This window comes from Shewanella sp. BJSY2023SW007 (genome assembly GCF_047314525.1).
GTDB lineage: Bacteria > Pseudomonadota > Gammaproteobacteria > Enterobacterales > Shewanellaceae > Shewanella > Shewanella chilikensis.
In genome coordinates, this window is the sequence record NZ_JBKORL010000073.1 from 1 (window position 1) to 9350 (window position 9350).

Genomic DNA, 9350 nt, shown 5'->3' on the forward strand with positions numbered 1-9350 from the left:
AGCCTCTTTTCTTCGACCCTGTCACGTCTTTCGCGTTGCCGCTGTGCCGTGTCAGTGGGAGCGCATTATAGGGAGCCTGAACTTTTGTGCAAGGGGGATTTTTGCAAAACCACACCAAGCGAACACTATTTAGGCACCAACAGGGCAAAACCAACCTTTGAGCAACATAGATATTACCCTAAAGTCCCTTTTCATCTTGATGAGTAACTTGAACCAACTGAGATGGCTATGCAAGCTGACTTGCTCACTAACCAGAGTTGCTCGTCAAAGTGATATCAGTCCGCCGTATCTCTGTCGGAACCTATGCCAAACCTATGCCCGAACTTACGTCCTTGAGTCAACAGTTATCAAATTGGGTTCCATTGCCCGAGTGAAACGAGTCTTCATAAGGCTATTTCACTCAAGGTGGGATCTAGGTTTAGCACATATTTTGCCGCTTTGCAGAGTAAAAGCCTTTTGAAATGGCAGCCCAAAGTTATCACTATCACGAGAGAATCATGACTTGAGCTTGTCTAGACTCGCTTTATCTCCCGTATCTTCTTTTTCTTCGGCGCTTTCTTTGTTATCGCTATCTTTATTATCTCGGGCATGGAAAGTGGGAGAACCCTCTGCAGTTGATGCTTTGCCATCACTATCATCTGTCTCGTCGTCATCACCCAAAACATGAGACACCTTGAGTTTTCTAACGCTGCGAATGGTAACCACAGGCCCCGAGAGAGCATAGAGATAAAATAGCAGACAGAGGATTAATGCAGGCTCAACCGAGATCACCACAAATACGGCCACTACCAGCAGAATCACCAGGAAGTTCACCTTGCCGCGCCAATCGACTTCTTTAAAGGAGTGATAGCGGAAATTACTCACCATCAACAGACCGGCAACGGCCGTGACCAGGGCCACCAATATACCTATATCATGCCCTGAGACGCCGTAGCCCTGCCCCAACCAGACACTGCCGGCAATAAGAGCCGCTGCGGCCGGACTGGCAAGCCCTTGGAAGAAACGTTTATCGGCCACTCCTACTTGGGTATTGAAGCGCGCCAGACGCAAGGCAGCCCCGGCGCAATAGATAAACGCCGCCAACCAACCTATTTTGCCCAATTCAGAAAGCCCCCAGTTATAGGCTATCAAGGCCGGAGCCATACCGAAGGACACCATATCTGCCATCGAGTCGTACTCGGCACCAAAGGCACTCTGAGTGTTGGTCAAACGCGCCAGACGACCATCCAGTCCATCAAATAACATGGCAACAAATACAGCAATAGCCGATGCCTCAAAGTGCCCATTCATGGAAGCGATAACAGCATAGAAGCCCGAGAACAATCCTGCCGTTGTCATCAGATTGGGCAATAGATAGATGCCACGGGTTTTTATTGTTGGCTTGGATAAATTTTGCATACACTTAACCTGATGATGTAATAAAACTCATAGCGGCAAAGATAACACACTTGCTCAGACAAGCTCACCCTGCAGAAACGGAAACAGACAATGATAAAGATCAGCCTATTTATGGCTCTGCTGGCATTACTCGGAGCCAACGCTGCCTCGGCAACGCCCATTTATACTTGGGTCGATGAAAATGGCGTCACCCACTACAGCCAAGAGCCGCCGCCACAGCGGCAAGCCACCGAACTGGACAGCCAAAATCTGCAACCCGCCAGAATTGGCACGGTCGCGCCGCAGCGAAAAGATGACGTTGTGCAGGAGACAGAGTCTGAGAAACAAGCCAAATTGATCAAGGAGAAAGATGCGGCCCAGGCTCAGGCTATTTGTGATAAGTCCAAATTCCAATTGGATGTCCTCAATACCCACACCAGACTACAACGTAAAGATGACGCCTCAGGTGAAATGATTAAGATGACAGAAGAAGAACGGCAGGCGCAGATAAAGGAGCAGCAGGAAAGAATTCGGCTGTTTTGCCAAAGAAACTAGCCAGCAAGGCCAGAGTAGAATAGGTTCTAGTAGCAAAAAGGAGCGCCGAAGCGCTCCTTGTTATTCCCGGAGTCGACTTACTTAACGAAGTCTACACCCAGTTTGATATCCGCCTTCAAGGTATCCAGCATGGCGTCACGGGCATTGGTTTCAAACGCGCTTAGCTCACCATACGGCAGAACCTTTTCGATACCATTCTTGCCGAGCACCACTGGCTGGGCAAAAAATTCAGCGTGCTCACTGCCACCGTCAACATAGGCGCACTCGATCACATTGGCTTCACCCTGCAGACCGCGGATCAGCGACAGACCGAAACGGAAAGCGGCCTGGCCCATGGACAGAGTCGCGCTGCCGCCACCGGCTTTGGCTTCAACCACTTCAGTACCGGCGTTTTGAATACGCTTGGTCAGGGCAGCAACTTCTTCATCAGAGAAGCTGACACCTTCAACCTGAGATAACAGAGGCAGAATGGTCACACCGCTGTGGCCGCCAATCACATTGACTTTAACATCGGCAACGTTCAGCCCTTTGGCTTCGGCGATAAAGGTTTCAGAGCGGATGACATCGAGAGTCGTCACACCGAACAGACGGTTCTTGTCGTAAACACCGGCTTTTTTCAGTACTTCAGCAGCAATTGCCACAGTGGTGTTCACTGGGTTGGTGATAATACCAATCAGCGCCTTGGGACAAGTCGCAGCCACCTTTTCAATCAGGTTACGGACGATACCGGCATTGATATTGAACAGATCAGAACGATCCATGCCAGGCTTACGGGCAACACCGGCAGAAATCAGCACCACATCAGCACCTTCCAGTGCGGGTGTTGGGTCTTCACCGGCAAAACCTTTAACTTCAACTGCTGTCGGGATATGACTCAGATCCACGGCAACCCCAGGCGTTACGGGGGCGATATCATAAAGTGACAGCTGAGAGCCGGCAGGTAATTGGGTTTTCAACAGAAGGGCAAGAGCCTGGCCGATACCACCAGCAGCACCTAGTACAGCAACTTTCATAGTTATCTCCGTCAATTCTCGGAATTATGTGTGACATAGATCTAATTCTGTGATGGCGCAACATTAAAGGATCGTCACAAAAATAGCAATTATCCCTTAGTCATATGACTCTGTTTCATCAAAAGCTGAATTAACTTCAGCGTTTTCTACTGCCCACTGAGGCTTCTTTTCCCCCCCCAATGACCTGCATTGCATTTTTATGCAGACATCTTGGGTATTTGTTGACACTTATCCGTTTGATATGCAGAATGACCGAGATTTTCTGAATAACGACAGAAGAAGATAATGCAAGCAAGCAAAAATCAGGATGAGCTAATCAGAACCTTCAAGGCTCTGCTTAAAGAGGAGCGCTTCGGCTCCCAGAGTGAAATAGTCAATGCACTGCAAGCCGAAGGCTTTGCCAATATCAACCAGTCCAAAGTCTCGCGCATGCTGAGCAAGTTCGGTGCAGTGCGCACCCGTAACGCTAAGCAGGAGATGGTCTACTGCTTACCGGCCGAACTAGGAGTGCCTACCGCCGGCAGCCCGCTGAAGAATCTGGTATTGGATGTAGATCATAACCAAGCCATGATAGTGGTACGTACCAGCCCGGGCGCGGCGCAGTTAATTGCCAGGCTGCTGGACTCCATCGGCAAGCCAGAAGGTATTCTGGGCACTATCGCTGGTGATGACACTATCTTTATCTGCCCTTCCAGCATCAAGACCATTGATGAAACTCTGGAAACTGTGAAATCGCTGTTCAATTACACAGACTGAGTTGAAGATGTCATAAAAAAACGCCCCTCACTGAGGGGCGTTTTTTGTCGCTATCGCATTATTAATCATCAAACTGGATCATAAAATCCAGAGAAGGGGCAAAGAAAGAGGAGCCTGTTACCGCCTGAGTAAAGTGCATCAGGTGATCATGGTGTCCTTCTCCGTCACCGAAAACCATACTGTGAAGCATCTTTTCGAAATGGCTTGGTGTCTTACAAGTAGAGATAAACATCAACCCCTGCTGTTTTACAGAACCATAAGGCATGCTCTGACGCAGGATCTCCATCGGCTCACCATTGTCATACTTGAGGTTTACCCGCTTGATATGCGCAGTCAAGGGTTTATCTTCCGAGGCGTACTCTATGTTGTCCTGCTTGGTGCGGCCTATGATGTCTTCCTGCTTTTTCAGCGGCAGTCTATGCCACTTACTCAAATTGTGGACATATTTCTGTACATGAATGTAGCTACCGCCACGAAATGCATCGTCTTCATCGCCTACCAGAGCTACAGCTTGACGACCTCTGCCCTTGGGGTTTTCTGTACCATCGACAAAACCGGTCAGATCGCGGCTGTCCATAAAGCGGAACCCACGTTCCTCCTCTTCCAGCTCGGCCAGGCCTTCCAGCATTTCATTGACCTCATTGGCCACCAGATGAAGAATATCCAGGCGATCACAACGCAGGTGAATAAAAATATCGAACTCTATCGCCGGCGCATCCCGGTTACCCGACTCCATAGCAGGGAATGGCTTGAGTTCAGTTGGCCTGCTTCCCGGATAGAGATGATCCCAAAAATTGGCACCAATCGCCACAAAGGCGTTAAAGGCACTGTCAGCATACTGATCTGCCAGCTCATACAAATACTGGGCGACATTGGCCAGGCAAGGACGCAGTTGTGACTCCCCGCCTTCGTTGGCATTGAACATCAGATAAACACTGTGCAGATTTCCCTCTGCGCAGATCCCCAGCTGTTCCCGTGGCATAACCTGTGTATCCATTTGCAATCTACCCTTTCAGATTAATTCATCTTCGGCCTTATTATCCGCAACTTGAGCATTAATTTGAATTAGCTCACGCACGTTTTTGCCGATTACTTTCAATAACCTGATGCCTGCCCGTCTTTACGGGACTCGGAAGCTCCCCGATAAACGCCGCTTTCAACATTGACGCCTATGGCCTGATAACCACCAAAAGCCCCGAGAGAATCACTCAAAGTATGCCCCTTTTTCATCAGCTCACGGCGGGTTTCCATGGAAAAGCCCGACTCGAGACTGATATAACCGCCATCTGTCATCTGCTCGCCGGTCGGTTGGCTGGAACCTGTATGCAGTATTCTCGGAGCATCGCCCGCCTCCTGCAGGTTGAGGCCAAAATCAATCAGATTAATCATGATCTGGGCATGCATCTGGGGTTGGGTGGCTCCCCCCATGACGCCAAAGCTGAGCCAGGGCTTGCCATCTTTGGTGACAAAGGCCGGAATTATGGTATGAAACGGTCTCTTACCCGGTGCATAGGAGTTGGCACGCCCAGGAGTGAGATCAAACAGCTGGCCTCTGTCCTGCAACACAAATCCCAAGTCCGGAGGCGTCATGCCTGAGCCCATACCACGATAATTGCTCTGGATGAGGGACACCATATTGCCTTCTTTATCGGCGGTAGTGAGATAGATGGTATCACCGTGTAAAAGATTGGGATTACCCGGCTCAACGCTGGCGGCGGCTTTGTCAGCATCGATAAGCTTGGCTCTGGCGTAGTTGTATTCTTTGGAAATAAGTGAGGCTACCGGCACTTTGGCAAAGTCCATGTCGGCGTAGAACTTGGCTCGGTCGGCAAACGCCAGCTTTTTTGCTTCCACGAAATGATGCACATATTCGGCGCTGCCCAACCCCATGGCCTTGAGATTAAATGGCTCCAGGGTTTTAAGGATCTGCAGTGCCGCTATCCCCTGGCCGTTGGGCGGCAGCTCCCAGATATCATAGCCCCGATAATTAGCCGATACAGGCTCGACCCACTCACTCTTGTGAGAAGCGAGATCTTCATAGGAAAGATAACCGCCCTGTTGTTGCATATAAGCGGCAATACTGCGGGCTATCTCTCCTTTGTAAAAGACATCCCGGCCCCCCTTGGCAATTTTTTCATAGCTGTTTGCCAAAGCCGGGTTTCGAAACAATTCACCGACGGCCGGCATGCGGCCACCTGGCATATAGGTTTCTTTAAACCCCGGGTATTTGGCCAGCTTGTCACCGCTGCGCGCCAGATAGAAGGCGATGAGCTCGGAAACCGGAAATCCTTCACGGGCATAATGAATAGCCGGTGCCAGGTTATCCTTCATGGGCAATTTGCCGAACTTGTCATGCAGTTCATACCAGCCATCCACGGCACCGGGCACGGATACGGGCAAAGGCCCATAAGGCGGCAGCTGCTCAAGCCCTTTGGCCTTGAGCATCTCCAGCGTCAGAGAAGCCGGACTGCGGCCAGAGGCATTAAGCCCATAGAGCCGCTGCTCTTTGGCGCTCCAGACAATCGCAAAAAGATCGCCGCCTATGCCAGAGCCTGTAGGCTCCACCAACCCCAGCATGGCATTGGCGGCAATCGCGGCATCCACGGCGCTGCCACCTTGTTTGAGAATATCGACCGCCACCTGAGTCGCCAGTGGTTGGCTGGTTGCCGCCATACCATTGACCGCATAGACTTCAGAGCGGCTCGCAAAGGCCGCGCCCGTGATTCTGTCCATCGCCATGCTTCCCGTGCTGCAGAAAACAGTCAAACTCCCAATGACGCCGAGTAACAGCTGACGGCATGAGCTGTTGCTGATATTCCGTATCCCTTGTACGTCCTGCATTTTATTATTGCTGTGGTTATGCATCTCGCCTCCGCTCTCATCCCGGAGCGGCGCATGGGCGAGTCCGGGGTTCAGTGAATACCTATGGTGAATTCAATCAAACCGATTGTTTGGTATAACACAGAGACAAACAAATTATCACCCACAGCAAACCTATGAAACAATTGTTGTTAACAGCCATTACCGAACAACACCAACGGATGTTCCAGTGCCGACAGCCTGACTCTCTGCCCTGGAGAAAACTGTACCTGATGACTACGAACCTCGAGTATGACTCCCTCTTGCTGCACATCATAATGGCAAACATTGCCCAGAAAACGCCGCTCGGTAACCACGGCCAGCCCCTGTTCGTCGGGACGTAACTCCAACTGCTGTGGCCGCAGCAACAACTCGCCCTGCCAGTTCAGTGGCAAACCATGGGGCAAAGAGCTTTTAAGGCGGCCGATTTGAGTATCGACACAGTGCTCGCAGCTGACCTTGGCCTCAAGATAATTACCGCTGCCGAGAAAGTCCGCCACATAGCGATTGACCGGGTTGGCATAGAGAGTTTCAGCACTACCTTGCTGCACTATTTTTCCATCTTCAAACAGCGCCAGGGTATCGGCAAAAACAAAGGCCTCATCCTTACTGTGGGTCACAAATACGGCGCTGACGTTACGGCTCTTGAGGATCGCGCGAATCTCCAGCATCAGCTCGCCGCGTACCTGGGCATCTATGTTGGAGAAGGGTTCATCCAACAACAGCAGTTCAGGCTCATAGGCAAGCGCCCTGGCAATCGACACCCTCTGCTGTTGACCGCCGGACAACTCGTGGGGATAACGTTCAGCAAGCCCGGTGAGCTTGACCAAGTCCAACATCTCCTCAAGCCGGCTCAGGCGCTGCGCCTTATTCAATCCCTTGACACCAAAGAGGATATTCTGCGCGAGCGTCAAGTGGGGAAACAGGGCATAGTCCTGAAAGATCATCCCCACGCCACGCTCCTCTCCCGGAACCTGCAGCTTATCCGTGGTTACTGCACGGCCGCTGATATGAATTTCACCGGCGGAGACCGGCTGCAGTCCGGCAATGGCTCTGAGCAGAGTCGTTTTACCACAACCACTGGGTCCGAGCAGAGCGGCAATTTCACCGGCTTGCAAAGTAATGCTCAGCCCTTTGAGCACCTGCTGGGCGCCATAATGGCTATGGAGTTGCTTGACACTCAGGGTCGACATCAGTTGTTTTGCTCCAGCGAACGGTTGAGATAAATCAAGGGCACCAGCCCCACCAACACAATAACAATAGCCGCCAACGCCCCCTGCTCCAACTGCTCATCGGAGACGTATTGGAACACTTGGGTGGCCAGGTTGTGAAACCCTACAGGGCTTAGCAGTAAGGCAGCCGGCAACTCTTTCATCGCCTCGATAAATACCAGCAGCAGAGCGGCAAAAATACCGCTGCGCAGCAATGGCAGATGGATTAATGCCAGTACTTTACCCGGTGTCTTGCCCAGACTGATGGCCGCCATATCCAAAGAAGGCGACAGCCGTTTGTAACTGCTCTCTATACTGCCGATGGCAATGGCGGCAAAACGAATACAAAACGCCAGCACCAAGGCGGCGATACTGCCGGTGAACAGCAGCCCCGGGCCTTGACGCTCGAACAGGGCGTAGAGATCATCGATTCTGAAATCGAGCCAGGTCAGCGGAATAAGCACGGCAATCGCCAGCACAGTGCCCGGCAGTGCATAGCCGGTACTGACCAGACGGGATGGCAACATGTCCCACTTTCGCGGGCTCAGGCGGCGAATGAACATCAAGAGGATAGCCAAGAGCAAACACAATACACTGCTGATGGCGGCGACCGTTAGGCTGTTGAGACTGTACTGCCAAAAGTCACTGTTCCAGCTCTGTTGCCAGTAATCCAAGGCGTAACTGCCGAGAATGACAAATGGCAAAAAAAACGCCAGCAGCAGCAACAGCGAGCAGTAGCCGAGCGCCAACCACTCACGCCAACCTTTGAGCCGGTATGGCTCTGGTGCCTCAAGCAACAGCTGTTTTTGAAACAATTGCTGTTTACGCCTCGCCATACGCTCCAGCGCAAACAGAGTAAAGACACCAAGCAACATCAATAGCGAAATTTTAGCCGCGGCCGCCAAGTCACCATAGGCTCGCCAGGTGTCGTAGACAGCCGTGGTCAGGGTGGATACCGCAAAATAATTGACCGTCGCCAAGTCAGCCATGGTTTCCATGGCCACCAGGGCGACACCGGCCGCCAGCGCCGGGCGTGCCATTGGCAGCGACAAACGCCAGAAACTCTGCCATGGCGAGCAACCCATCACCTTGGCTGCATGCTGCAAACTTAAGGATTGCTCCAGAAACGCGGTGCGCCCCAAGAGGTAAACATAGGGGAAGAGTACCAGCGACAAAATCACAGTGGCGCCGCCCAGAGTTCGAATATCGGGAAACCAGTAGTCGCTTACCGATTGCCAACCAAAACTTGCGCGTAAAAACCGCTGCACAGGCCTAATGCCGTTCACTTAGTGTGAACGGCATTTTTCTTAGGCTTAATGGGATACTTGTTTTTACTCATTTTTAACGCACGTGGATAGGCTCTATCCCGTTTCCCATCAAGCTTGAACTGCCTCGCATTACGCACTATGTCCAAGACATCTCTCGGGACATTCCCAGGCGTTTGAGATGACAGCTGAGTCAGTTTAAAAATGATATAACTCGACGCATCTCTAAAGCTTAATTGGTTCGGATGTAACGACGGTAAGCTTTTAGCCATCAACACCATCTTGTATCTGATGAGGTTATAGGCCAACAGTAC

The 9350-nt window shown here is 51.3% G+C and carries 7 protein-coding genes and 2 pseudogenes; 2 read left to right on the forward strand and 7 right to left on the reverse strand.

From position 1 onward, the window contains the following. Window positions 1-495: 495 nt before the first annotated feature. Complete coding sequence (gene pssA, locus ACMHXE_RS11755) at window positions 496-1398, reverse strand: CDP-diacylglycerol--serine O-phosphatidyltransferase (protein WP_101052454.1); 903 nt, start codon at window positions 1396-1398, stop codon at window positions 496-498. A 90-nt stretch (window positions 1399-1488) separates the two neighbouring features. On the opposite strand from pssA, the gene ACMHXE_RS11760 reads away from it, so the two are divergent. Then, complete coding sequence (locus tag ACMHXE_RS11760) at window positions 1489-1932, forward strand: DUF4124 domain-containing protein (protein ID WP_101052456.1); 444 nt, start codon at window positions 1489-1491, stop codon at window positions 1930-1932. Between the two features lie 77 nt (window positions 1933-2009). Here the strand turns inward: ACMHXE_RS11760 and mdh are convergent, their stop codons facing one another. Continuing rightward, complete coding sequence (gene mdh, locus ACMHXE_RS11765) at window positions 2010-2945, reverse strand: malate dehydrogenase (protein WP_025012092.1); 936 nt, start codon at window positions 2943-2945, stop codon at window positions 2010-2012. A gap of 285 nt (window positions 2946-3230) precedes the next feature. Here mdh and argR point away from each other — a divergent pair, with 285 nt between their 5' ends. Then, the gene (argR, locus tag ACMHXE_RS11770; RefSeq protein ID WP_025012091.1) at window positions 3231-3701 is read left to right on the forward strand and encodes a transcriptional regulator ArgR; all 471 of its coding nucleotides are present in this window, start codon (window positions 3231-3233) and stop codon (window positions 3699-3701) included. Between the two features lie 61 nt (window positions 3702-3762). On the opposite strand, the gene ACMHXE_RS11775 is transcribed toward argR, so the two are convergent. The 5 genes and pseudogenes from ACMHXE_RS11775 to ACMHXE_RS11795 form a co-directional block, all read right to left on the reverse strand. Then, entirely contained in the window at window positions 3763-4698 is a 936-nt protein-coding gene (locus ACMHXE_RS11775; RefSeq protein WP_101052458.1) for a Dyp-type peroxidase, read from the reverse strand. 98 nt (window positions 4699-4796) lie between these two features. Continuing rightward, the gene (ggt, locus tag ACMHXE_RS11780) at window positions 4797-6440 is read right to left on the reverse strand and encodes a gamma-glutamyltransferase (protein ID WP_248953043.1); all 1644 of its coding nucleotides are present in this window, start codon (window positions 6438-6440) and stop codon (window positions 4797-4799) included. Window positions 6441-6712: 272 nt separating this feature from the next. After that, a complete protein-coding gene (locus ACMHXE_RS11785; RefSeq protein WP_335918007.1) occupies window positions 6713-7756 on the reverse strand; it encodes an ABC transporter ATP-binding protein in 1044 nt (347 codons plus the stop codon). After that, window positions 7753-9042 (reverse strand): annotated as a pseudogene (locus tag ACMHXE_RS11790) (ABC transporter permease); the annotation flags it as partial. The pseudogene ACMHXE_RS11790 and the gene ACMHXE_RS11785, both read right to left, overlap by 4 nt. 11 nt (window positions 9043-9053) lie before the next feature. After that, window positions 9054-9350 (reverse strand): annotated as a pseudogene (locus ACMHXE_RS11795) (IS4 family transposase); the annotation flags it as partial.

Coding starts and splice junctions, on each gene's coding strand:
- ggt (WP_248953043.1), bottom strand. CDS start 6,440: ATGGCGATGGACAGAATCACGGGCGCGGCCTTTGCGAGCCGCTCTGAA.
- argR (WP_025012091.1), top strand. CDS start 3,231: ATGCAAGCAAGCAAAAATCAGGATGAGCTAATCAGAACCTTCAAGGCT.
- ACMHXE_RS11760 (WP_101052456.1), top strand. CDS start 1,489: ATGATAAAGATCAGCCTATTTATGGCTCTGCTGGCATTACTCGGAGCC.
- pssA (WP_101052454.1), bottom strand. CDS start 1,398: ATGCAAAATTTATCCAAGCCAACAATAAAAACCCGTGGCATCTATCTA.
- mdh (WP_025012092.1), bottom strand. CDS start 2,945: ATGAAAGTTGCTGTACTAGGTGCTGCTGGTGGTATCGGCCAGGCTCTT.
- ACMHXE_RS11775 (WP_101052458.1), bottom strand. CDS start 4,698: ATGGATACACAGGTTATGCCACGGGAACAGCTGGGGATCTGCGCAGAG.